At 69.1% G+C, this 22,153-nt stretch carries 22 protein-coding genes; 11 read left to right on the top strand and 11 right to left on the bottom strand.

The annotated features are described in order from the left end of the window. Window positions 1-91 precede the first annotated feature (91 nt). Entirely contained in the window at window positions 92-1,084 is a 993-nt protein-coding gene (locus IFY26_RS05335) for a hypothetical protein (protein WP_232547971.1), read from the bottom strand. A gap of 140 nt (window positions 1,085-1,224) precedes the next feature. Further along, the gene (locus IFY26_RS05330; protein WP_232547970.1) at window positions 1,225-1,377 is read right to left on the bottom strand and encodes a hypothetical protein; all 153 of its coding nucleotides are present in this window, start codon (window positions 1,375-1,377) and stop codon (window positions 1,225-1,227) included. Window positions 1,378-1,701: 324 nt separating this feature from the next. Here IFY26_RS05330 and IFY26_RS05325 point away from each other — a divergent pair, with 324 nt between their 5' ends. Beyond that, complete coding sequence (locus IFY26_RS05325) at window positions 1,702-2,493, top strand: hypothetical protein (protein ID WP_232547969.1); 792 nt, start codon at window positions 1,702-1,704, stop codon at window positions 2,491-2,493. Here the strand turns inward: IFY26_RS05325 and IFY26_RS05320 are convergent. The 6 genes from IFY26_RS05320 to IFY26_RS05295 all read right to left on the bottom strand — a co-directional run bounded on the left by IFY26_RS05320 (window position 2,437) and on the right by IFY26_RS05295 (window position 9,408). After that, a complete protein-coding gene (locus IFY26_RS05320) occupies window positions 2,437-3,291 on the bottom strand; it encodes a hypothetical protein (RefSeq protein WP_232547968.1) in 855 nt (284 codons plus the stop codon). The two genes, IFY26_RS05325 and IFY26_RS05320, sit on opposite strands and share 57 nt — an antisense overlap. A gap of 14 nt (window positions 3,292-3,305) precedes the next feature. Continuing rightward, window positions 3,306-4,391 (bottom strand): AAA family ATPase, encoded by a 1,086-nt coding sequence (locus IFY26_RS05315; protein WP_232547967.1) that lies wholly within the window; start codon window positions 4,389-4,391, stop codon window positions 3,306-3,308. A gap of 8 nt (window positions 4,392-4,399) precedes the next feature. Then, the gene (locus IFY26_RS18100; RefSeq protein WP_232547966.1) at window positions 4,400-6,424 is read right to left on the bottom strand and encodes a Mu transposase C-terminal domain-containing protein; all 2,025 of its coding nucleotides are present in this window, start codon (window positions 6,422-6,424) and stop codon (window positions 4,400-4,402) included. Beyond that, a complete protein-coding gene (locus IFY26_RS05305; protein WP_232547965.1) occupies window positions 6,421-7,215 on the bottom strand; it encodes a TnsA-like heteromeric transposase endonuclease subunit in 795 nt (264 codons plus the stop codon). The genes IFY26_RS18100 and IFY26_RS05305 overlap by 4 nt, the downstream gene beginning before the upstream one ends. 178 nt (window positions 7,216-7,393) lie before the next feature. Next, on the bottom strand, window positions 7,394-8,554 hold the full coding sequence (locus IFY26_RS05300; protein ID WP_332836158.1) for an HIT domain-containing protein: 1,161 nt from the start codon (window positions 8,552-8,554) through the stop codon (window positions 7,394-7,396). Window positions 8,555-8,778: 224 nt separating this feature from the next. Continuing rightward, the gene (locus IFY26_RS05295) at window positions 8,779-9,408 is read right to left on the bottom strand and encodes a TetR/AcrR family transcriptional regulator (protein WP_232547963.1); all 630 of its coding nucleotides are present in this window, start codon (window positions 9,406-9,408) and stop codon (window positions 8,779-8,781) included. Window positions 9,409-9,689: 281 nt separating this feature from the next. On the opposite strand from IFY26_RS05295, the gene IFY26_RS05290 reads away from it, so the two are divergent. Genes IFY26_RS05290 through IFY26_RS05280 form a run of 3 tightly spaced genes read left to right on the top strand, consistent with a single transcriptional unit; the run spans window position 9,690 to window position 13,093 of the window. Then, window positions 9,690-10,403: a P-loop NTPase family protein gene (locus tag IFY26_RS05290; RefSeq protein WP_232547962.1), complete on the top strand. Its 714-nt coding sequence runs from the start codon at window positions 9,690-9,692 to the stop codon at window positions 10,401-10,403. Beyond that, entirely contained in the window at window positions 10,404-12,617 is a 2,214-nt protein-coding gene (locus IFY26_RS05285; RefSeq protein ID WP_232547961.1) for a YhgE/Pip family protein, read from the top strand. A gap of 35 nt (window positions 12,618-12,652) precedes the next feature. Then, entirely contained in the window at window positions 12,653-13,093 is a 441-nt protein-coding gene (locus tag IFY26_RS05280; RefSeq protein WP_232547960.1) for a deaminase, read from the top strand. Between the two features lie 10 nt (window positions 13,094-13,103). Here the strand turns inward: IFY26_RS05280 and IFY26_RS05275 are convergent, their stop codons facing one another. Further along, the gene (locus IFY26_RS05275; protein ID WP_232547959.1) at window positions 13,104-14,027 is read right to left on the bottom strand and encodes a hypothetical protein; all 924 of its coding nucleotides are present in this window, start codon (window positions 14,025-14,027) and stop codon (window positions 13,104-13,106) included. 259 nt (window positions 14,028-14,286) lie between these two features. On the opposite strand from IFY26_RS05275, the gene IFY26_RS05270 reads away from it, so the two are divergent. Continuing rightward, complete coding sequence (locus IFY26_RS05270; protein ID WP_232547958.1) at window positions 14,287-14,853, top strand: hypothetical protein; 567 nt, start codon at window positions 14,287-14,289, stop codon at window positions 14,851-14,853. 8 nt (window positions 14,854-14,861) lie between these two features. Here the strand turns inward: IFY26_RS05270 and IFY26_RS05265 are convergent, their stop codons facing one another. Continuing rightward, window positions 14,862-16,865, bottom strand: coding sequence for a vWA domain-containing protein (locus tag IFY26_RS05265; protein WP_232547957.1), 2,004 nt, complete (start codon window positions 16,863-16,865; stop codon window positions 14,862-14,864). A gap of 87 nt (window positions 16,866-16,952) precedes the next feature. Then, window positions 16,953-18,338: a MoxR family ATPase gene (locus tag IFY26_RS05260; RefSeq protein WP_232547956.1), complete on the bottom strand. Its 1,386-nt coding sequence runs from the start codon at window positions 18,336-18,338 to the stop codon at window positions 16,953-16,955. A gap of 137 nt (window positions 18,339-18,475) precedes the next feature. Between IFY26_RS05260 and IFY26_RS05255 the strand changes: the two genes are divergently transcribed. The 6 genes from IFY26_RS05255 to IFY26_RS05230 all read left to right on the top strand — a co-directional run bounded on the left by IFY26_RS05255 (window position 18,476) and on the right by IFY26_RS05230 (window position 22,101). Beyond that, complete coding sequence (locus IFY26_RS05255) at window positions 18,476-19,252, top strand: SDR family oxidoreductase (protein WP_232547955.1); 777 nt, start codon at window positions 18,476-18,478, stop codon at window positions 19,250-19,252. Window positions 19,253-19,272: 20 nt separating this feature from the next. Then, on the top strand, window positions 19,273-19,929 hold the full coding sequence (locus tag IFY26_RS05250) for a histidine phosphatase family protein (protein ID WP_232547954.1): 657 nt from the start codon (window positions 19,273-19,275) through the stop codon (window positions 19,927-19,929). A 4-nt stretch (window positions 19,930-19,933) separates the two neighbouring features. Continuing rightward, on the top strand, window positions 19,934-20,650 hold the full coding sequence (locus IFY26_RS05245; protein WP_232547953.1) for an SCO1664 family protein: 717 nt from the start codon (window positions 19,934-19,936) through the stop codon (window positions 20,648-20,650). Window positions 20,651-20,687: 37 nt separating this feature from the next. Beyond that, the gene (locus tag IFY26_RS17715) at window positions 20,688-21,263 is read left to right on the top strand and encodes a DapH/DapD/GlmU-related protein (protein ID WP_269779156.1); all 576 of its coding nucleotides are present in this window, start codon (window positions 20,688-20,690) and stop codon (window positions 21,261-21,263) included. A gap of 128 nt (window positions 21,264-21,391) precedes the next feature. Continuing rightward, window positions 21,392-21,862 (top strand): DUF2975 domain-containing protein, encoded by a 471-nt coding sequence (locus IFY26_RS05235; protein ID WP_232547952.1) that lies wholly within the window; start codon window positions 21,392-21,394, stop codon window positions 21,860-21,862. Further along, entirely contained in the window at window positions 21,862-22,101 is a 240-nt protein-coding gene (locus IFY26_RS05230) for a helix-turn-helix domain-containing protein (protein WP_232547951.1), read from the top strand. The genes IFY26_RS05235 and IFY26_RS05230 overlap by 1 nt, the downstream gene beginning before the upstream one ends. Window positions 22,102-22,153: the final 52 nt, after the last annotated feature.

Below are 22,153 nucleotides of genomic sequence, written 5' to 3'. Positions count from 1 at the left end.
AGGCTTCTTCTGATAGTAGGTGGCCAGGCCGACAGAACCGGCCAGGCGGGGCCGAAGCCACGTGTTGAGCCTCAGTCCACTCGCGGCGGACTCACTCCCCGGTGGTGCCTGCATCCGACTCACGCTCCTTGCGCACCTCCACGCCCAGCGCGAAGGACTGGCGGAGAAGGTCCATAGGGCTGTGCAGAACCAGTCGGGCGGGGGAGGCGAGTTGGGTGCGCACCAGGCGCTTGGCGATCTGGTGCAGCACGTCCGCGTTCCTCAGTTCCCGATCACCGGCCCAGAGCCCGACGCCTGCGACCACCCGGGGCATGTCCCAGTCCTCCGCGAGGAGCGCTGCGACGCTGGCCTCGATCTCGCGGCGCTTCGTGCGCTTGCGTACCTCGCACTGCCCATGAGGCGTCAGAGCCTTCTCCAGCAGGCTCACGACGTCCGAGGCGGTCGTGAGGGAGTCCCAGTCCACGCTCTCCAGGGCGGCGGCATCAGCGGCATCGCCGCGAGGAGGGGGTGTCAGTTGGTCGTCTTCATCCAGGGAGGTGCTCTTCCAGGAGGTCTCCTTACTAGGGCGGTTCCCCGGAACGGGCACCTTGCCAACTCCCGGTTCCCCAGAACCGCCACTTTCAGACTCCCGGTTCCGGGGGACCGGCACTTCGTCGTAACTAGGGGAAACTCCCGGTTCCCAGGAACCGGCACTTTGCGAGAAGGTGCCGTTGGTCCAGACTCGGAAGGGCCCCGACTCGTCGTGTGTGAGGGCGTCACTGGTCGCCCTCGGGATGCACTGCATGCCGGAGGGCTTGCCGTTGCCGGGGTGCTGCACGGAGGCCACCGCTACGTAGCCCGCCTCACGGAGTGCCTTCACGGCCTTGCGCACGCCCTCTGCCGAGGCGGTCTGCACGACACCATCTCGGGATTCCCAGACGATCTGCTCGGCCAACTGCTGGTAGGTGAGTGTCTTGGTCTCCCCGCGCTCCCAGGTCTCCGTGATCGCCCAGAGGAGAGAGCCGACCTGCTTCGCCAGCGGGGGCAGTCGGGGGTCACGCATCAGCGCGATGATCTGTGCCCGGGTGCTCACGAGCCGGTTCACGGCCTCTGAGTGCCCGGGCCGCGACACGCTCCCCGGCGGCTTATCAGCCTGGTCAGACCCAGGTGCTATCGTCATCAGTGTCCTCCTAACGGACTTCACGAAGCGCCCTCCGCCGCCAAGCAAGGGGGCGCTTCGTCCTGTTACTGGACCTTCGCCCTCGCTGCCTCTTCGCGTCGCTGCTGCTTCTCCCAGCGCGCTACGCCGTCCTCGATCAGGGTCTCGATCTGCGACGAGATCGAACGACGCTCGGCACCGGCCATCTCGGTGAGCCGGTTGTAAATGTCCGGCCTCATGGCGACGGTTCTCTTGATCTTGTCCACGAATGCGGAACGGCTCCGAGCCATTCGTCCACCTCCTAAGTCGTGTGAGAAGTAGTTTCCTTCGCTCATAGCCAGTCCTATTCGCCCTTCGCGGCATTTCTCTCGGGGTGGAGACCCTGCTATTCAGCCGTTGGTACGCCGAAGAACCTCAGTGACGAGCACGGAGAGTGCGTCTCGGGATTCTTTCGACGCTTGGGCGTGTCGCGGACGTCCATGACCAGCCAGGGGAGGTGTGGCCAGCCCCTAGACTGCGGGACAGAGAGACCGACAAGAACCGGAAGGCCGGCCACCCAACTCATGCCCGTCACCCGAGAAGCCGTCCCGTGGCGAATCTACCTACTGATCGACCCGACCACCGGGCCGAGCAACCACGCCCTGGGGACGATCTTCTACGTGGGGCTGCGGCACGAACTTCCGCAGCCCGTGGACCTGCGCGAAGCCACTGAGCCCGAGTCGCTTCCCGAGGGCGAGGGAGCAGCGCGTGAGCGACTGGGGAAGTTGAGCCAGGCGGGAATCCGGGTGATCGTGGAGGTAGTGCCGGAGCAAGCCTGGCCGAGCGCCGAATCGGGCCACCTCGCACGCACCGTTGGCACTCTCTGCGCCTGCTTGCACCCTGCACCCCTGAACGAGCGGATGAAGAGCGTCCGTTGGCCAGGCACGTTGGTGCAGACCGTTGAGCGGGCACAGTTCGTCCCCCTGCCCGAGGACGGGGCCATCCTGAGGACGCACACCGGACCAACTCCCATTGGCCAGTTGCCAGTCCTGGACGAGCAGTCGCTCTTCGGGGAGAGCCTCGCCGTGATCGAGGGGAGCACCGCCCCCAAGACGGTGGCCAAGGCTTTGAGGGAAGGTGGGCCACTGCCGCTCTTATTGGTTGCCGAGGGCCGGACAGGGCGCGGCGTGATCCCGGGAGGCTTTGTCTTCGGCGTCTGGGTGGCTGAGGCCATCGAGCCGATCAACGAAGGTCAGACCCGGTGGCGGGTGCTCCTCCACGATGACCCCGAGATGGTGGGTGCCCTGCGGCGGCGGTACCTACACCAGCGGGTGAGTCTGGACGACTTCAACGCGCTCAAACTCCGCAAAGCCTGACCAGTACCGCAGGACGTTCCACCGATCCTCCGGAACCTGCCCGAGCCAGCGGGCATCCCGCACAACGTCCTGGAGGCTCAGAACGAAGTCCCAGACTCGGGCGAGCGCACGCCACATCTCCGCGTCCTCAGCGTCGGGCAGGATCGCCTTGACCTCGCGCTCGACCAAGGCGCGTTTCCACAGACTGGGAGCATCGCTGAGGATCGCGTCGAGGAACGAGGGCCGCGAGAGGAGGCGGGCGATCCTCACGGTCTCGGGATAGACGAGCAGACCAGGGGAGGGGGACGCAACTCGCTCAGCGCGCTCCTCCAGGACGGCCTTGGAGATGCCCACCGTGGCGGACTCCTCCGCGAGGAGCAGCAGCGGGGAGTCCACGACGACTCGTCGTGGCGTGAGCCGCCCGCGCCAGTGCCGCTCGGCCACGAGTGCCTCTCCGAAGCGGCACAGGTCCGTCTGTTCGTCATCCTTGATCCAGCGCTTGTGCTTCAGACAGACCCAGCCGACCCAGGGGAGTCGCCCGTGGGCACCTTCGTAGGGAGGTACGCAGCGCTCGCACAGGTCTCGGTCGATGACCCAGTTGCCCGAGACGACCTGCGGCTCGGTGAAGGCACGCTGGTGCAGGCTGCCGAGTTCCCGCCACGCCTGGAGGACCTCCGCGTGACGAGAGGACTTGCTCAGGCGCTGTCCGCTCTGCTCCTCGACGTAGCGCTCCACGTCGGCAACAGTGGTCAGGTTGTTGGCAGCGTGGCGCGTCCGGTAGGTGGGCAGTCCCTCGCCACCGATCAACCTGGTCCTCACTGGCAGCGGAGCGATCATCCAGCACTCTTCGCGGGCTGACGGTAGCGGGCCCTGGCCTCCGCTTGGGCTCGCTCCTTGGCCTTGTTCCTGTGGGTGAGGGCGGCGCGGTAGTCGGGCACGGTCTGATCCAGGTGCTCGTCCGTCAGTTGTTCGTCGCCGTCGATGAGAGCCGTCGTCGTGGCACGACGTAGGAGCAGCATGAGCGAACCGATGTTGCCGCCCGTGAGGTCATGCAGCCATCCGGCTCGGGCCTCCAAGGACCCCAGTTCATGATCGGCCAGCGGGAGGATGTTCTCCTCGATGGCGTGCAGCAGGGTGTCCCAGTCCTCACGCTGCTCGGCTGTGCCGATGCCGTGGTGACGCATCTCGTGCATCGTCACCCGCCCTGCGATCTCGTCTGCGAACGGTCCTCCCAGCAGGTCGCTGCGAGGTAGATCGACGCCGACGAGGACGAAGGATGCAGGCACCTTCTCCATGAAGCCCTTCAGCGCCCCTGCGGCCTCGCTGCCCGCGATCTGCTTCGTCGTCAGGCGCTGCACCTCGTCAAGGATCACCAGGGAGGTTCTTGTCTTCTCCCGGAGGAGTTCGGCAATCCGGTCGGTCAGGACATCGGTGGAGGTCCGGTCCCGGTAGTCAGCACCAAGGGTCCGTGCGAACGCGCGCATCAGGGCCTTCGGTGTGCTCGTCTCCGGCAGGGCCAAGTAGATGACAGGCACGTACGACGGGTCTTTGGCGTGCGGTGACTTACGCATCATCTTGCGCTCGTAGTTCTTCCCCAGGTGCAGTACCGCCGTGCTCTTGCCCATGGTCTGGGTGCCGCTGACCGCCAGAGCCTGCCGAGCCGTGAAGGACTGCCCGGAGTTCATCGCCGTGGTGATGTCGAACTCGCGGCGGAGCCGGAGCACATCCGGAGTGGCCAGCACGTGGCTGGAGTTCAGCCACGCGAGCCGGGCATCCCGGTAGTCCTCACGGTCGTCCTCGCTGAGGCGCTCGGCCTCCTTCGTGGTCAGGATGGTCGGCTTCACCGGGGCGTAGGCCACCCACTGCCGCCACTTGTCGATGGTGTCGGGAACCCAGGTCTCGGTGTCGAAGTCCGTCATGGTGTCTCCTAGTCGAGCAGCGGCATGCTCTTGCGAGCAGGCTTGCGGATGGGGGTCGGCGGGGTGGGCTCGGGCTCATCGGCCAGTTCGTCCACGTCGAGAGCGGGCTCAACCGGAACCATGGCCGGACGCTGGGATCGCGACGCCTTCTTCTCGGCCCGCGTCATCGGACCGGAAGTGGTCTGGATGCGGTTGATCTCGGCCAGGTAGTCCATCGGGGTCGCGTGGGGGTCGCGGCCCTGCGCCGCCTTGATCGCTGCCTGGAGCACTTCCATGGAGAACGGAGCCAGTGCTGACTGTCCCGGCTGCCAGACGGCCTCGATCCATCGGCCCTGGTGGTGGTCGCGCACGAACACGCTGTTCATGGCCCACGGGTCGTAGTGGACCTCCCACCGACCGTTGGCGACGCCCTTCAGGCCGCTGTCCTGCCCGATGAAGGGGCGCAGTTCCTCGGCGGAGTATCGCAGGTTGGCCACCTTGACCCCGTAGGGCTGGATGCGGTTCCAACGACGCGGGAGCAGTGCGATGTAGTCATCGCGCGTCAGGGTCCGTGGCACGGTCGGAGCCACGCCTGCCAGGGCGCGATACATCTCGTTCGGGGTCAGCGTCTTCCCGGGCGCAGCCGGGTGCCGCAGCCCGTCGTGGGCGCGGTTCTGCCAGACCTTCACCAGCCAGCCGTCCAAGAGGTCCTGAGCCTGCTGAAGGGTGATTACAGCCTCCTGGTCGGGGGAGGAGCCCCGACGCACGACGTGCTGCCCGACGTAGCCGTTGAGGAACTGAGTGAAGCCGGAGTTGATCGCCGCGAAGGTGCGTTCGATGTGCGGTTTGTCGGTCGGGGTCCGGGGGTTGGCCCGAACCACGTCGATCTGGAGGTACTCGCAGGCATCCATGAAGACCTTGGACATGTAGTCCTTGCCACGGTCAATCGTGATCGAGGTGGGGAAGATGATCGGTCGTGCCGCCAGGGAAGCGTGCAACTCCTCGTCGGGCTCGATCATCCCTGCGGGCAGGATCGAGCGGGTCAACGACATCGACTCGCTCCAGCCCGGCACCATCTCCAGAGGAGTGAGCGAGCGTCCGAGGACAGCAGCAGCAAGATCCACGCCCTTGGTCGGCCCCGGGGCCAGCCGAGCACCGCAGACGGTGCGGGTGGCTATGTCGATCATCCCGACGAGCGTGGGACGGCTGACGGAGCCGTCCGGCATCACCACCATCACGTCGAACGGCGTGCTGTCGATCTCCACGAGTTCACCGGGTCGGATGGGCTTCTGGGCCCCGTACGAGCGACCCGGCTTGTTGGCCTGTGTCCGGCGTGTGGTGGCGTTGCCGAAGGTGTGCAGGGACGCTCGGCCCACCTGAGAGATGATCCGGTAGAGGGTCGAGTCCGCCAACTTCAGCGGTAGCCCCAGCGCCGCCGCCTCCAGACGAACTTGCCCGATGATCCTGCTCTTGGAGCCGGTGGAGATGGTGCCCTGACGCTCGATGATCTGCTCCAGCAGGGCCACGGTGCGCGGGTCCATCGTCCCGGTGCGGGAGACGGGTTGCGTCATCCGCTTGTCCACCAGTCCCGCCAGGCCCTCGTCCCGGTACCGGGCGAGGTAGCCCTTCAGGGTGCGCTTGGCCAGGGGAGTGCCCGCCGCTCGCAGTTCCTCGACCTTCGCCTCGATCCGTGACTCCAAGGTGTTGGCCGGGTCGTAGTCGGGGTTTGGCTCGACCACGACCTTCTCGTCGTCCAGGTGCGTCCATGGTGGGGGGAACCCGTTCAGGACCTCGTAGACGTGTCGGTGCACGAAGAGCGCGCGGTCGGCGGCTGGTGCTGGCACGGTGTCCAACACGGACAGGTCGTCCAGGCGGGTGTCCCGGGACCCGTCGTCGGGCAGGAGCGAGTCGTCCTGAAGGAGGTCGAGCACTGGGACCTTACGGATGCGGTTGGTCCCGAGGTTCCGCAGGGCCAGTTCGGTGCCGTCCTGAGCGACGACCTGCCATGCCTGGCCGTCGAACTCGATGAAGTCGAAGAGCCGCACCGAGGTCACGGGGCCACCTCGCGAGGGTTGTGCACCTGGGTCTCCATCGAGATCGCCGCATCGAGATCGAGCACCAGGAGGGAGTGGAAGATCATCCACAGGACATGCCCATGCACCTGCTCCTTGGCCAACTTGGTCGACCGCACCGCTCGCAGCAGTCCAGCCCTGAACGAGGTGGCAGGGGAGTAGCAGTCCTGGATCACTCGGATGAGCGACCCCTCGGGCTGATAGCGGTCGGCCCGGAAGCCTGCCATGAAGCGCAGGTTCGCCTCCCGCTGCGCCGACAGCCCGGTGAAGACCTCGTAGTCCCAGCCGATCTGAGCGCACAGGCGGCGGGTCATGGCGAACTGCTCGTTGTCCTGGGCCTTGTCCGGGCGACGGACATCCACCACGCGGCCTGAACCATCGGTGAGACGAACGAAGTAGTCGGGCACATGGTCACGCGGACCGTGCTTACGGTAGGGCCACAGGATCGCCAAGGGCTGGGCCGAGATGTCGGCAACCTCGATGTCGAAGTCGCTCTTCATGAGGAACTCGCGCTCCAGCAGCGACGCGAACTCGACATGGGTGCGCGTCGTGGAGGACCAGTAGAGGCCGTCGTAGACCCTCCGATGAGGCCAGGCGTAGAACTTCCTGATGGGCTCAGCGTCCTCGAAGCGGATCAGGGACACAGCCTGGTCGTCCAGCACAACCTCGGACACCGGCTGCCCAGCGATCCGAGCGAGGATCATCGAGCGCTCGGGGTTGGAGTTGCGCGGCAACGAGCCAGGCGGCGGCGTCTCGGTCTTGACCTTCGGCACCGAACCTCCTTGCGCTGGAGCCAGAGGCGAAGATGCATGTTCTGGCGAGAAGTGAGGTTCTTACTATAGCAGGTGCAAGGTAGACCAGGAGATGTGCAGGTTAGAGCAAGAGGGGACAGACTGTGCAACACCACCCTGGCAGTCCTGGTGGAATCTGACATAATGTGCATTATCGGACTCAGGCATCCGGCGCGAGAACCTGGATCGACTCCAGGTCACGCACGGCGTACCGGTGGTGTTCCCATTCCTCCTCGAGGATGGTGTGCAGGCAGGCAAGGACAGTCTCGGAGTGTCCGGGCGCCCACGGGTTGACCCGTTCGGCCATCAGGACCTCGGGCGTCACCTGCTCCAAGAAGTCCCGGACCATGGCGACCCGATCGGCGCGTACGGTGAGGACCTCGGCGAAGGTCGGCTCGGTGCGACTGAAGATCGACATGTCGCCGCCGTCGGCCTCGAACTCGATATTGGGCTGACCGATCGGATGGTAGGCCTCTCGCCCTTGACGCAACACTGCGCGCCCGAGCCACGTGTCGATCGCCATGACGAGGTGACGCAGGGTCTGGGCGAAGGACCATTCCCCGTCGACCTGGATGTCGACGCTGTTCTCGGGCAACGCCTGGGCCCGCTCCAGTGTCGTATCCCACGCCCGCTCAACAGCAGCCCAGGCCGCGCGAAGGCCGTCAGGATCCTCCGCTCGGCGCAGTGCCCGGCCGGGAAACCGACGATCCAACTCGGCGTCAACCAACGGGGCCACGTCCACACCGTTGACCCTCAGCGAGCTCTCCCCGTCCAGCAGCCACGGGGCGTCCACGTCCAGGCCGGCCACGTCAACCCCTCGCATCACGGCACGGGCAAGGTTGGAGCGCACAAAACGTGCTCCCGACAGATCAGCGTCGACGAACTCCTTGCCAGACGCGTTCTTCTCGGGGATCAGAGCAGCAGCCAGCAACCTGGCGTGCTCGGCGATGGCCGCGGCGTCGGCCGGCATCCCCGGCTCGAACGGGAGCTCCATCCGATCCCTGCTCCGATCGTCGTACCTCGGGATCACGTGTAGGTGGACGTGGAAGACGGTCTGCCAGGCGGCCTTGCCGCTGCAGTTCAGCAGGTTCACACCGTCCGCGCCCAGCTCGGACACCACAGCCCTGCTGATCCGCTGGGCAGCCAGCACGGTCGCGGTCAGATCATCGGCATCAACGTCGAGCAGATCGGCGCTGTGCCGCTTCGGAATGACCAGCAGGTGGCCGTCTGTGCCCGGATCGACGTCCATGAAGGCGAAGGTGAGTTCGTCCTCGGCCACTTTGGCGCACGGGACGGTCCCAGCGACGATGGCGCAAAACACACAGTCGGCGGGGTCCCCGGAATCCACGACGTGATGGTAGCCGCTCGCGACGTGGCGCAGCGCAAACGCACGTGGCGCAGCTCCGCTTCATGTGGCGCGGTGCAGCTCACGTGGCGGCCCGTGCAAGGCCCTCCACGTGAGTTCCACTGCGCCACGTGGTGGTCCGCTGCGCCACGTCGCACCCCATGGCGCCAGGTGGCTCGGCCCCCCGCCCGAGCAAGGACTCAGGGCAGGACGACGTCGAAGAACGCCGTTACGATGTGGGTGACCGTCGAGGCATCGACAGTCTCGGGGGCCGCCGCATGCTCCAGGGCGAGCGCGTTCACCAAGGTGAGCAGCACCAGCACCGAACGCTGCAGAGCGGCCGGCGCCAAGCGGGCCAGGTAGGCGTTGGAGCTCAGCAGCTCGACGAGGACAGCGACGCGACGCGCGGACAGCTTCTGATAGGCCGCGTCGACGGCCGGGTCGCGCAGCGCCACGCCCCGGAACTCGTTGAGCAGCAGCTGCCACCGCAACGGGGTGTCCAGGGTGGCGGCCACGACCGCCTCGGCCAGGGGCCGCACGAGCTCGTCTCGCTCGCCCCCCGCATCGAGCACCGGCGCCACCCGTTCGAGCAGGTCGGCGCTGATGGCGGCGAGTCTCTCGGCGCAGGCCTCGGCGAACAGCTCGGGTTTGCTGCCGAAGTTCGAGTAGACAGCACCCTTCGTGTACCCCGCGGCCGCCGCGACGGCGTCCACGGAGGTGTCGGCATAGCCTGCGGATTCAAAGGCTGACGTGGCGGCCGACACGATGTCGGCGCGTACTTGGGCTCGCTTCGGCCGGCTGGGCCGCCCTGCCCCTGTGCCCTCTGTCATCCGAACTCCTCGATACCACTGGGATTCGATACTGATGGTATCGTAGCTGACAGACGCCGCAACTCCCGGAGATGACGATGAACGACAGTGAGCCTGCTGACGACGGGCCCGAGACCTCACCCGATGCCCTGCCCGAGCCGGCCTCGGACGACACTCCCCGCGAGGTGCCCGCGCCCGAGGCCACTCCTGAGGCCAGCAGTGAGCCTGCTGCCGATCACGCCGAACCGATGACGACCGCATCTCCAGCGCCGAGGACGGCGCCCCGGCATGCTGCACGGGGCGTGACCCATGAGGGTCAGGCGCTCGTGGCGCAGGGCCTTGAACTCACCACGCCGCACGGCCGCGTCTTCGGCCCTGTCGATTGGGTACTGCCGCCGCGCACCCACGGGGCCGTGCTCGGGGTGCAGGGGTCGGGGAGGTCGGCGTTCCTGCTCGCGATCACCGGGCGCATGCGTGGCCTGACGGGCACCCTGCGCGTGGGCGACCTCGATGGCCTGCGCCAACCCCGGCTGCTGCGCCACCGCTCCGCGGTCGCCAGGATCACCGACCTCGTGGAGCTCGAACCGGATCTCACCGTCGCCGAGGCCGCCGACGAACACGCGCTGGCCGACGGCATCGGGGTGCGCCGTGGGCGGGAGTCGTTCATGGCGCTGCAGGAGGCGATCGACCACCACTTCGCTCCGTCGGCCCGGGTCGACACCCTGAGCGCCTACGAGCGGACCCTGTTGGCTGCACTCCTGGCCTGCCAGCGGCCGGCCCACCACATCGTCCTCGACGACGTCGACGACGCACTCACCGTGCCGCAGCTCCAGGAGCTGTATCGGGCCATGGATCTCCTGGGCGCGCTCGGGCACTCCTTCGTGGTGAGCGCCTTGGAGTCCTCCGCGCTCCCCCGCGGCGCAGCCGTCCTGCACCTGCCACCCCCGCAGACGCGGGAAGCCCTCTCCCTCTCGTTCGGGCACCTGCGCCCCCGCGTCATCACCCAGGAGTCGTGAGTGCTTTCGCGCTATGAACTTCGCCGCTTCCGCGGCGTCCTGCCTGTCCTGGCGCTGCTGTTCGCCCTCCTGGTGCCCGTGATCTACGGCGCGGTCTACCTCTACGCCAATTGGGATCCGTACGGGAACCTGACGAAGCTGCCCGTGGCGCTGGTGAACGAGGACTCCCCCGTCACCCTGAACGACGAGACGATCGCCGCCGGCGACGACGTCCAGCGGGAGATTCTCGAGCAACACACGTTCGACTGGCGGGTGACCTCGCGCGCCGACGCCGAGGCCGGTCTGGTCGAGGGCCGCTACTACCTCGTCATGGAGATTCCGGAGGACTTCAGCGAGGATCTCGTGAGCGGCCAGAGCGCCGACCCCCAGCGGGCCCAGATCACGCTTCGGCGCAATGACGCCAACGGCTTCGTCATCGGGTCGGTGACCGGATCGGCGCAGACCAAGATCGAGAATGCGGTCGACAAGGCGGCCGTGGACGCCTACTTCAAGGCGGTCTTCAAGAATCTCGCCACGATTCGAGAAGGCATGGATTCCGCCGCCTCCGGGGCCGACCAGCTGGCGTCCGGGCTCGCCGACGCCCACACCGGCTCGGCTGACCTGACGACCGGATTGGAGACCGCCCAGTCCGGCTCGGGCGACCTCCTCGCCGGCCTGCGCCAGGCGGACGCCGGCGCCGGCCGGCTCGCGGCGGGCGCGTCCGAGCTCGATCGCAAGCTGCCCCAACTGAAGTCCGGCGCCGACCAGGTGCACACGGGGCTGGACCAGCTGACGGCCGGCTCCTCGACGCTGGCCGACGGTGCGCACCAGGTGGCCGACGGCACCCAGCGGCTCAATGACACCGTGCTCCCCGTGCTCGACACCGCGATCTCCGTGCAGCAGACGGTGGCGACGGACGTGCAGGCCATCGACGACCGCGTCCAGCAGATCAACGACACCGTCCAGGGCGACTCCGCGGCCGCAGCGCTCTCGGCAGAACTCAGCGCGGCGTCCGCGCGGCTGGACGCGTTGGCCGAGGCCAACCCCGACATCGCCGACTCCCCCCAGTTCGCCGACGCCCGGGCCGCGCTCGAGCGGGCAGCTGACCGGGCGGGCACGATCGAGAGCGCCGTGGCCACGGTGGCGGCCGACTCGGCCACCGTGAACCAGAAGGTGCAGTCGTTCGTCGCGGACGACAAGGCCCAGCAGGCCCGCGACGATCTCACGGCGCTGAACGACGGGGCCCACCGGGTCGCGTCCGGTGCCGACGACCTGACGGCGGGCGCCGGCCGGGCCGCCGACGGCGCCGGCTCGGTGGCCTCTGGCGTGGGCCAAGTTGCGGACGCCGTGGACCAGCTGGCGGACGGCTCGGGCAGCCTCGCGACGGGGTTGGACCGGCTCGTGGACGGCGGGCAGCAACTCGACGAGGGCCTCACCCGCCTCGTGACGGGGTCCGAGCAACTGGAAACAGGGCTCGGCCGCCTGCTTGAGGGGGCCCAGACGTTGCGGGACGGACTCGCGTCCGGCGTCCGACAGATTCCGCTGCTGACCGAGGACCAGCAGGACGCCGCCGCGCTCGTCCTGTCCTCCCCCGTCCAGGTCGGCATGGACGTGCTGAACCCGGCCACCTACTACGGCCGCGGCCTGGCGCCCCTGTTCTTCTCGATCGCCATGTGGGTCTTCGGGATCTCGGGCTTCCTCGTCATGCGACCGATCTCCGGACGCCTGCTGGCCGGCCGGCTCCACCCCCTGCGCCTCGCGGTGAGCGCCTGGCTGCCGTTCGGAACCGTGGCGCTGGCGGGCGCCCTGCTCATGCTCGGCATCACCTGGTGGGGCATGGGGCTCGACCCCGTCCACCCCGTGGCGACCGTGCTCCTGACGGCCCTGGGAGCCCTCGTGTTCTCCGGCATCGCGCACCTCATGCGCATGGCGCTGGGGTTGCCCGGTTCCGCGCTCCTGCTCGTGTGGCTGGTGTTGCAGCTTTCGGCGACCGGGGGAACCTATCCGGTCGAGGTGCTGCCGCCCTTCTTCGCCTGGATCCACCCGTTCATGCCGATCAGCTACACCATCGACGCCTTCCGCGTCGTCATCTCCGGAGGGCAGTGGGCCCATCTGATGGGTGACGTCGCGGTGCTGGTGGGCATCGGGGCGGCCGCCCTCGTGCTGGACGTGCTGGCCGTCATGGCTCGCCAGCGGTTCCGGATGAGCGACCTGCACCCACCTCTGGAGCACTGACCCCGCCTGCGCCCACCTCCCGCTAGGTTGCCGCCATGACGACGAACCGCCCGAGCTTCGACGAACTGGGTATCGCGACGGCCCGGCTGTGGGCCTCCCGCAGCGCGGACGCCAAGGTGCGCGTCGGCGCCTGCCTGCTCGAACACTTCCACCGCGTGGTGGGCGTCGGCTACAACGGCCGGGCCGCCGGCGAGCCCAACGAGCGCGAGTCGCTCGACCAGGGGCTCAGCGGGTTCATCCACGCCGAGGTGAACGCCCTGCTCGCGGCCAACTGGAACGGTGAACAGCACACCCTCTACGTCACCCACGAGCCCTGCGCCACCTGCGCGCGGCTCATCGTCAACAGCCGCCGGGTCGTCTTCGAGACCACCTACACCGAGGAGGTGCGCGCGACCTCCGGCCTGCCCTCGGGCGCGGCGATCCTCACCGCTGCGGGCGTCGGCGTCGAGCGCTGGCACGCCCCCGGCGCCGGCTGAGCTCCGAGCCTCATTCCCAGAGCACATACTCCGGCTGCGGGGTCAACGCCATGACCTCCTCGGCCGTCATCAGCGGGCCGTGGCGGGCGTCCTCCTCGAAGAACAGCTTGAACCCCAAGTGGACGTACTCGGGCGTCGTCGCGACGATGCGCTCGTAGGTGTTGGTCTTGGCCCGGGGCGTCCCGATGCCGTCGATGGACTTGATCAGCACCACACCCTCGTGCGGCACGAGCGCTGCCTCGTCCGACACGATGTTCTCGTGGAGCTGGTGGTACAGCAGCACCTTCTCCGGCAGGTCGTGCTCGGCGACCAACGCGGCGGTCCAGTCGGCGATCTCGTTCAGCTCCGCCCCCGTGGTGTGGCCGAACACCCGCCCGGGAATCTCGTCGCCACTCACCGCCCACTCCGGGTCCAGCGCCAGGCCCACGTCCGGCTCGACCAGCCACTTCTCCAGGTGCTTCACCTCGTCCAGCATCGACGCCCGGCCCGGCTGGATGTTCAGCAGCAACAGCGCCTCGTGGCGCCGCGCCGCGTCCAGCCAGCTCTGGATGATCTCATCGGACGTCCTCGTGCGGTACAGGCCGTCGGCCTGGGGCGTCCCGTGCACCGTGACGGCGATGAGCTCCATGACCGGCAGCAGCTCCCTGTCCCCCACATAGTCGGCGCCCGTCTGCTCGATCTCGGTCATCCGCTCGTCGAGGTCACCGGTGCCCAGCCGTCCGAGGGCCGACGAGCCCGGGTAGCCGGAATAGCCGTACAGGCGGTACTCAGGGAAGATCGTGCGGCCCCCGCGCGGCAACTCGGCCGGACGCGGCGCGGTCACCACCCCGACGAGGGCCGAGACGCCCCAGATGCCGAGGATGAGGGCCACCAGCACGCCCAGGATGACGAAGAACCGCGGTTGCAGCTGCCAGCGGTAGCGGGTGGTGGTCACCTCGACAGGCTAGGGAAGGCTCCCCCGCCTCAGACGAGCGACACGCGCGCCTCCCGTCGCGACCTCGTCAAGCCACACTGCGGGTCTCAGGTGGTGACACGTCGGTGCGTGCGGAGTGGTGGCGCCTAGCCTGCTTCTCAGCAACCCACCCCGGGGCCGCCCACCCCGCGAGCGCCACGTGTGACCGTGTGAACAGCTCCGTTGCCCTGGCGGGCGTGGGGCAAGCGGCAAAGGAGGCCGACTCGTGCGGAAACGATGCGTGATCGTGACGACCGTGGCTTTTGCCGCCGCGGGGGTGCTGAGCGCCTGTAGTGGCAATGATCCCGCGCCACCTTCGCCCACGTCGGCTCCTTCCCTGGCAACACCGGCTCCCACCACGGCGACGCCGACCCCGACACCCGTGGTGACCCCAACGCCCACCGTCACCCTCGACGCCGGCCAAGCAGAGGCGGCCGCCGTGGTGGAGCGCTACGTGGGACTCATGGATCGCATCGCCGCTGATCGGACCATCCCGCTCGACTCGCTCTATGAGGCCGCATCGGGCGAGGCTGCTCGAGGGCAACTCCGAGCGCTTCAGCAGCTGCACGTCAATGAGTTCATCTGGACTGGAACGACAGCGGTAGAGATTCGTGACGTGACCGGAGAGGATGCGTCCTACGATGTCGAGGCCTGCCTCGACACGTCGGCCATCGAGGTGGTGGATCAGGAGGGTCGATCCGTGGCCGCCCCAGACGAGCCGGCGACGACCCTGTGGCGTTATACGGTGCAGGACATCAGTGGACGGTTGCTCGTCATGGAGGAAGAGGCGATTGCGCAACCCTGCTGACGCTCGCGTCAGGCCTCCCACTCCAGGTCGTCGTAGCCGGCGCGGCGGAACCGGAGGTACTCCCCCACCACCGCGGCGCCGAGGTCGTCCAGCTCCGGCGCGATGACCCGGCCGCCGACCCGGTCGGCCAGCTGGTCAAGGAAGTGCCGCAACCCCGGGTCGTCGCCCAGCCGGAAGAACGTCGTGCGGGTCCCCCGTCGGGTCACCCGGTCGAGCTGCGTCACCGTCCGGCGGATCGTCTCCGGCTCCGGGGGCCAGTTGAACCAGGCATCGCCGTAGCTCTCCAGATGCGCCGTGGGCTCGCCGTCGGTGACCACGAGCAGCACCGGATCCATGCTCGGGTGGGCGGCGAAGAACCGCTCGGCGAGCAGCAGGGCGTGGTGCAGGTTGGTGCCCTGCTCGCGCACCGGCGGCAAGGCGGTCAATTCATCGATGCTGCGGCTCTGGGCGAGGCGTCCGAAGCCGATCAGCTGGAGCTGGTCGCCCCGGAAGCGGGTCGAGACGAGGTGGTGCAGGGCGAGGGCCGTCCGCTTCATCGGCACCCAGCGACCCTCGGCAGCCATCGAGTACGAGGTGTCGACGAGCAGCACGACCGCCGACTGCGTCCGCGCCTCGGTCTCGACCACTTCGACGTCGCGCACGTCCAGCCGGACGCCCGCGCCCGGGTCGCCGCCCTCCGACGCGGTGCGCAGGATCGCGTTGGTGAGGCTCCGCGTCACGTCCCAGGGCTGGGCGTCGCCGAACTCCCACGGCCGTGTCGCACCGGTGGCTTCGCCCGCCGCGCCCGCCGTCCGCGCATCACGGGCGCCCGTGCGCGCCGACAGCTGCTTCGCGGCGTCCGCCAGCAGCGCCTTGCCGAGCCGGCGCATCGCCTGCGGTGACAGCCGGAGCGAGCCGTCGGCCGAGCGGCGCAACAGCCCGCCCTCCCGCAGCGCCCGTTCGAGCTGCGCCAACGTGCGCGCCGAGACGGCGGCGTCCTCGCCCAGCCGGCGCATCACGGCGTCCACGTCGATGTCGGAGGCACGCGCGCCGCTGTAGTCCTGCTGGAGCTGCTCGGCCAGGGCATCCAGCTCGGCGAGGTCCTGGACGACGCCGGTGCCGTCGCCGAGCCCCATGCCCTCGTTGCCGCGGAAATTCTCCGAACCGGTCCAGTCCAACCCGGGGCGCAGCGCCTGCAGGTTGCCGTCGAGGGCGTCCAGTTGTGCCATGAGGGACGCCGAACCGAACGCCTGCGCCGAGAGCTCCATGAGCTCGCGCCGCTGCTCGGGCGTCATCGAGTTCAGCAGGCGCTGCGCCGCGGCCGCCCGCTGGGCGAGGGCGTCGATCAGCTCGTCCACGGTGCGGGGGTTCTCGGGGAAGTGCTCGCCGTGCTTGGCCATGAAGGCGTCGAAGTCCTCGGGCGTGTCCTCACCGCGGCGGTGCTTGTCGAGCAGCTCGTTCAGGTCACCGAGCATCTCGGCGACGGCCTGGCGGTCCTCGTCCGTGGCGCTCTGCAGGGCCTGCTTCATCCCGGCGAACCGCTGGTCGAGCAGCTCGCGTCCCAGCAGGTCCTTGATCTGCTCGTAGGACTCCCGGGCGTCGCTGGACTGCCAGTCGTAGGACGCGAGCTCGTTCACCGCGGCGGCGGTGGACGCAGGCAAGTTGTCGAGCCGCATCTCGCGGAAGGCCCGGTCGTCGTCGTCCATCATCGCGTCGCGGGCGAGCTGCTTGCGCTCAGCCAGGACGGCCTCGTCGAGCAGCTCCTTCACCTGCTGGAACGTGCCGTCGAGGTTGTGCCGATTCAGCAGGTCGCGTCGGCGCTGCTGGACGCGGCGCGCCAGGTCGTCGAAGCCCTGCTGCCGCTCCCCGCCACGGCGCAGGAACTCGCGCAGCGCCCGCTCCGGGGAGTAGCCGGCCATGACGTCGTCGGCGATGGCGTCCAGCGCCTCCGCGAGATCGACCGGCGGGGCCAGCGGATCGGGACCGCCGGCGTAACGCCCGTACCGGGCCCGGTGGTGCTGGGGACCTGCCATCGGTTCACCTCCTGTGCGTGGGTGGCCTCTGCGTGAGCCTGTGCGTGGGTGGCGTGCGGTGCGCGACGCGCTGACCAGCGGCGGGGATCACCCGTAGATGGTCTCCCCGTCGTCGGACTCCTTGCTGATGCGGCGGGCCAGGTACAGCCCCTCCAACGCCAGCTCGATCGCGCTGGCGCGTTCGCCGTCGTTGCCCGCGTCGAAGCGCTCGGCGACGGCGTCGTACAGTCCGCCGGGCACCTCGGGCAGGGCGTCCAGCAGTTCGCGGGCGGTGACCTGCTCCCCCGTCACCACGGTGCGGGAGCCGTCGAGCGCCGCGACGAGGGGCCCAAGGTCGAGCCCGCGCAGGTGGGCACGCACGGCGTCCGCGGTGGCGGTGCGCACCAGGTGGGCGAGCACATCCCACTCGCGGCCCTCCTCGCCGGACTCGAACTCGATCTTGCCGCCGAGCACGTCGACGGCCGCCTCGAGGTCGACCAGCCGGGCGACGGCGTCCGCCTCACCGCGCACGGTGGCGCGGTGCCGAGCGGCGGCCGCCACGGTCTCGGCGCCCGCGATCGAGAACCGCGCCGACACACCGGAGCGCTGGTTCACCGACGGCGACTCCCGCAGCGCGCGCGTGAACCGGCCCAGGATCTCGAGGATCACCGGCGGCACGGTTGCCACCAGTTCGGCCTCCTGCTCGATCACGGCGACCTCGTCGGCGAGTTCGATCGGGTAGTGCGTGCGGATCTCGGCGCCGAAACGGTCCTTCAGCGGCGTGATGATGCGGCCGCGGTTGGTGTAGTCCTCCGGGTTGGCGGACGCGACGACGAGCACGTCCAGCGGCAGCCGCAGCACGTAGCCGCGAATCTGGATGTCGCGCTCCTCCATCACGTTGAGCATGGCGACCTGGATGCGCTCGGCGAGGTCGGGCAGCTCGTTGATGGCGACGATGCCGCGGTTCGAGCGCGGGATCAGGCCGAAGTGGATGGTCTCGGGGTCACCCAGGCGGCGGCCCTCGGCCACGCGCATGGGGTCGACGTCGCCGATGAGGTCGGCCACGGACGTGTCCGGCGTCGCCAGCTTTTCGGCGTACCGCTCGTCGCGGTGCACCCAGACGATCGGCAGGTCGTCGCCCTCGGCCTCGATGCGGGCGCGGGTGGCGTCCGTGATCGGGTTGAACGGGTGCTCGCGCAGCTCGGAGCCCTCGACGGCGGGCGTCCACTCGTCGAGCAGCCCGACGAGCGTCCGCAGCAGGCGCGTCTTGCCCTGCCCGCGCTCGCCCAGCAGCACGACGTCGTGCCCCGCGATGAGGGCTCGTTCGAGCTGCGGCAACACCGTGCGGCTGAGGCCGTGCAGCCCCGGCCAGGGGTTCTCCCCGGACGCCAGCCGCGCGAGCAGGTTGGCGCGCAGCTCCTCGCGCAGGGTCTTCACGGTGAGGCCGGAGGCTCGGAGGGCGCCGGCCGTGCTGATCTGGGGGCGTTCGCTCACACCGCCAACCTAACCCGGGGCGCAAGAGGCTGGGGGGTTCCAGCGGTACCCCGCTGGTCAGGGCCTTCCCCCTCGCGCGCCCGGGCGCGACGCTGGTGGAACTGGTGGATTCAGACCCTTCGGCGCGAGGAGCACGCATGACCATCTCGACAGTCCTGCTGGTGGGCGGCACGGGCAGCATCGGACGCCTCGTCGCCCAGCAGGCGGTGGACGCCGGCCTGCGGGTGCGCGCGGTGGTGCGGGACGCGGAGCGCGCCGCCCGCACCCTGCCCGACGCCGTCGAACTGCTGGTGGGCGACCCCGGTGATCCCGCCACCGCCGCCGCTGCGGTGGAGGGGATGGACGCCGTGGTGTTCACCCACGGCACCCACGCGAGCGCGGCCGAGGTCGAGCGTGTCGACTATGGCTTCGTGCGCTCGGTGCTGGACGCGGCGCGCGGCCGGGACATCCGCATCGCGCTGATGACCGCGATCGGTGTGACCGTGCACGACTCGCCCTACAACCGGCAGCTCGGTTCGCACGACCAGAAGCGGCGCGCGGAGCGGCTCGTCCGGCGCAGCGGTCACCCCTACACCGTCGTGCGGCCGGGGTGGTTCGACTACAACGACGCCGATGAGCGGCACCTCGTGTTCCTCCAGGGTGACGGTCGCAGGGCCGGGGACTCCAGCGACGGCGTCATCGCCCGCGACCAGATCGCCCGCGTCCTGCTGGCCGGCCTGACAGCGGACGCCGAACGGCTCACCCTCGAGCTGGTCGCCGAGCGCGGCCCCGAGCAGGACGACCTGGCACCACTCTTCGCGGCCCTGACCCCCGACGCCGCCGATGCGACCGACGGCGCGCTCGACCCCGACACGCTGCCGCTGGCCGACGAGCCGGCGTCCGTCCGGGAAGACCTGGCGGCGCTGAGCTCGTGAGGGGGTAATCTCCGGAGCCCATGAGCACCAACCTGCCGACCCTCCTGCTGCTCGTCCGGCACGGCGTCACCCCGACGACCGGGCAGGTGCTGCCCGGACGCGCCCCGGGCCTGCACTTGGCCGAGGCCGGGCTCGCCCAGGCCGAGAAGGTCGCCAAGCGGCTGGAGAAGCTGCCGGTGACGGCGATCTACACCTCCCCGTTGGAGCGCACCCGCGAGACCGCCGCGCCCACCGCGGTGCGCTTCGGGCTGGAGGCCAGAGGTCATGACGGCCTGCTGGAGTGCGACTTCGGCGACTGGACCGGTGCCCGCCTCGATGAGCTCTCGAAGCTGCCCGAGTGGCAAACCGTGCAGCAGAAGCCGTCGGAGTTCCGCTTCCCCGGCGGGGAGAGCTTCACCGAGATGTCCGAGCGCATCGTCGGCGCGCTGGATGACATCGCTGCCGCGCACCCCGGCGAGGTGGTGGCCTGTTTCAGCCACGCCGACCCCCTCAAGGCTGCCCTGGCCCACGCGCTGGGCACGCCGTTGGATTCCTTCCAGCGCATCTGGGTCAACCCCGCCTCGGTGTCGGTGATCGCGCGTCACGCGGACGGCAGCGTCGGCGTCCTGCACACGAACACGACCACCGGATCGCTCCGCGAGCTCCGTCCCGCCGCTCCTCCCGCGGCGGACGCCTGAGCCCATGACCCGCCCTGAGCCGCCGTTCACCCGCGAGCTGGACCTGCTGGCCACCCAAGAGCTGACCATCATCGGGCGCGTCACGGAGAGTAGCAACCTGACCTTCGTCGTCGAGTTCGGCAGCGACGACGACTACGCCTGGGGCGTCTACAAGCCCGAGGTGGGTGAGCGCCCGCTGCACGACTTCCCGCCCGGCCTCCACGCCCGCGAACGGGCAGCGTTCCTGCTGAGCGAGTCCCTCGGCTGGCACCTCGTTCCCCCCACCGTGGTGCGTTCGGACGCCCCTGCCGGCGTCGGGTCGGTGCAGTGGTTCGTGGAGAACGACGGCGAGCACTACTTCACCTTGTGGGACGGCCACGCCGACACCCACGACGCCTTGCGCCGCTTGGCCGTGTTCGACGTCATCACCAACAACACCGACCGCAAGAGCGGCCACGTGTTGCTGGACGCCGACCGTCGCGTCTGGGGCATCGACCACGGGCTGTGCTTCGGCGCGTTCGCCCGGCTCCGCACCGTGATCTGGGACTTCGCGGGCGATCCGCTCCCCGACGACGTGCTGGTGGATCTCGCCCCCTTGGCCGACGGGCTGCCGCCCGAGGTCGCCGAGTTGCTGGACGACCACGAGGCCGAGCTCGTGCGCCGCCGCGTCCGACGCCTGCTGCGCGACCCCGTGCTGCCCTACCCCACCACCGACTACGCCTATCCCTGGCCCCTCGTCTGAGGCCCGCCGTTGCGGCTTCCCCGGTAACGTGCCGGCCATGGACCTCCACGATTTCCTTGCCCACATCAACAGCGGCGCGCCGGTGATCGGCGGCTCGGAGGAGCACGCGTTCATGCACGCCGCCGCCCAAGAAGCGTTGGCGGTCACGGCCAGGCTCAACTCCGGGTACGTCGCCCCCGATCAGGTGCGCGCCCTGCTCGCCGAACTGACGGGCAAGGAGATCCCGGACTCGGTGGGTCTGTTCCCGCCCTTCTACACCGAGTTCGGCAAGAACCTCACGCTGAGCCCGGGTGTCTTCATCAACATGGGGTGCCGGTTCCAGGACACCGGTGGCATCACCATCGGTGAGGACGCCCTCATCGGGCACGGCTGCACCCTGACCACGTTGAACCATCCCGTCGACCCGGCGCGGCGAGCCGACACCCTGCCCGCACCCATCCGCATCGGACGCAAGGCGTGGCTGGGGGCCTCCGTCACCGTCGTTCCGGGCGTCACGATCGGCGACGGTGCGATCGTCGGAGCCGGCGCCGTCGTCACCAAGGACGTGCCGGCGAACGCGATCGTCGCCGGCGTCCCGGCGAAGGTGATCCGCACCAACGAATCCCCCGCCTGAGAGGCGGGTCCGCCGCCGCACGCCCCGACGCGCGATCGGGCGAGCGGTGCGCGGCCCACCGAGCGAGCAGGCCAGCAAGGCCGACCCGATCTATTGACTTTCAATAGATCGTGACCGAAGATCGATCTATGAAACGCCTTCTTGTGACCGGTGTCCTCCGGGCTCTCCTCGCCGGAGCCTTCGGCGTCATCGCCTTGATCCAGGTCGTGGTCCTGCCCTTGCTCTCCGGGGAAGTGGCTCGCGACCTGCCCGCAGAGGCCTACATGCGCTGGCCCATCCTGACCTTCGCGATCCTCGGCCTGGGCTGCGTCCAGGTGGGGATCGTCTGCACCTTTCTCCTGCTGGGCCTGACCTCGCGCGACGAGGTCTTCACCCCGCAGGCGCTGCGCTGGGTCGACGGGCTGACGCTGGCCTTCCTTGGCGGCGGCACGGTCTGCCTGGCCACGATCGTCTACCAGTCGTTCACCGTCGGCGGCCCACCGCCGTGGATGTTCCTGCTCCTGTGCGGCGTGGCGATGGGCGTCGGGTTGGCGCTGCTCATGCGCTCCCTGCTCGTGCAGGCCACCGGCCTACGCACGGAGAGGGAGGCGGTCATCTGATGGCGATCGTCATCCGGATCGATGTGGAGCTCGCCCGGCGCAAGATTTCGGTCGGCGAGTTCGCCGAGCGGGTCGGCATCACCCCGGCCAACGTGGCCGTCCTCAAGAACGGCCGGGCCAAGGCGGTGCGCTTCAGCACCCTGGAGGCGATGTGCGAGGTGCTCGACTGCCAGCCGGGCGACCTCCTGGAGTGGGTGCCGGACGATCCTGCCAGAGCGATGCCGCACGACAAGCGCTGACCGGGCTCCAGTAAGAGAGATGTCACGACCGCATGGGCCGCAAGAAAGGCGA

The sequence above is a fragment of the Propioniciclava soli genome, assembly GCF_014858005.1.
GTDB lineage: Bacteria > Actinomycetota > Actinomycetes > Propionibacteriales > Propionibacteriaceae > Propioniciclava > Propioniciclava soli.
The sequence above is the reverse complement of the archived record's forward strand: the minus strand, read 5'-3'. Positions and strand labels throughout refer to the sequence as shown.